We start from the raw sequence: 1,528 nt of genomic DNA, 5'->3' as shown, positions 1-1,528 counted from the left end.
CTCAACTTTCGCAGAGAGAAATTGGCAAATAAGCCTTGATGTAGTTGGGAAGGCCAGAGAACCACTGCTCAAGTTGACTTTGGATTAACTTTTTGATTCTTTTATTCGTCTGTTTTAATGCGTCTTGAAGAAGCTCGATTAAATGCCGCAAAGCAACAGCCCAATCAAGTTCATTGACTTCATCACATAATTCGTAAAATAGTCCGCCAAGTGTCCGCTGGTCCGTGTGACAGCGATTTTGCCACGCAAGGACGATAAAACGTGCGAACACAATGGTGGTGTGGCTAATTAGCGCGTCATATGAGCGGCTTTGGAACTCCTTTTCAAGTTTTAAGAGGGATTTGGCCGTCTTAAAGAAAACCTCAATATCCCAGCGCATGCCATAGATCCGAATAATCTCTTGTTCGGTAAGGCTACAGTCGGTACTGAGGATGGCAAGCCATTCCCTTCGCTTGTTTCTGTTCCGTATGAAAACTACCTTTATAGGTGTCCCATTAGCCATCACCGTATGGATGGAGCGAAGAGCTCCTTTCTTTGCCTGTACCGGCTGGGCCAGGCGATAGAGATGCTTTAAGGAAACAGAATTTCCATTTACTATATAGCGCTGTTTTGTTTCTTTAACCATACCAATCACATCCAAGCCCTGTTCAACAATTGTTTGAACAAGTGGCGGTAGCGTGAACCAGGAATCCATGAGAACATAGCTCGCATCTATTCCACTGGCTAGGGCATGTTTAATCATATCTGGTACCTGTTCAGGCGCTGATTGTAAGGCATTCTCCCGTCGCTTGTAGCCGCAGGTGCGTTTGTCAACTTGCGAAGAGATTCCGTTGATCTGGGCTTTTTTCGAACTGAGCAAGGAGAAATCGATTGGCATAAATGTGCAGCCATCAGACCATCCCAAAGTCAGCATGCGAAAACCTTTATAGAAACGCATTTTCAGAGAAGCGTGATCAAAGCAACGTGCGAGCAATTCAACCTTTTTACTGCGGTTTCGATTATAAGCTGAGTCATCGACAATGAACACTTTGGGACGTTTTTTATCCGTCAGGCGAGTAACCTTTTGAATCGCATTTGAACTAAAAAGCAGCAGGAAACGGCGCCAATTGAACGTTGCTTGATTTAAAAAGCGATAGACCGCATCCTTAGCTGGATATTTGTTAGCTTTCTTTGAATCCAGAAGGGAAAACCAATTTTTATGCTGGAAAATTAAGCAGAACACAAGCTGAAACAAGTAAGAACAACTGAAACCAAAGGATTTTTTAATGCCTGCTTGACGCAAGTGCTTATTCACTTCAAGCTCGGAAAAAACCGAATCAAGTTCATTTGGCAGTTGATTATATTGGCTATTTTGATCTATCATAGTTAGGGACACCTCTTCTGTGGTAGTGTTTTCTAGTCAATTACACTATACCAAAGATTGAGGTGTTTTTTCATTTTTACCAAGGGTGTCAAGCAACATAATTGATAGGCTCAAGATTCAGTCTAGCCAACGATTAGTACTTATTTTGTTGGTGCGAAAGTTGAG

Annotated in this window: 1 protein-coding gene; it reads right to left on the bottom strand. The window is 42.5% G+C overall.

What is annotated here, in order from left to right:
• Position 1: 1 nt before the first annotated feature.
• Positions 2 to 1,363: an IS4 family transposase gene (locus tag H9631_RS22095; protein WP_191816610.1), complete on the bottom strand. Its 1,362-nt coding sequence runs from the start codon at positions 1,361 to 1,363 to the stop codon at positions 2 to 4.
• Positions 1,364 to 1,528: the final 165 nt, after the last annotated feature.

This window comes from Bacillus norwichensis (genome assembly GCF_014836955.1).
GTDB lineage: Bacteria > Bacillota > Bacilli > Bacillales > Bacillaceae_C > Siminovitchia > Siminovitchia norwichensis.
This window is presented reverse-complemented; position numbering and strand designations above follow the sequence as displayed.

Bases quoted from the DNA above. Each gene is read 5' to 3' on its own strand.
- H9631_RS22095 (WP_191816610.1), bottom strand. From the start codon at position 1,363: ATGATAGATCAAAATAGCCAATATAATCAACTGCCAAATGAACTTGAT.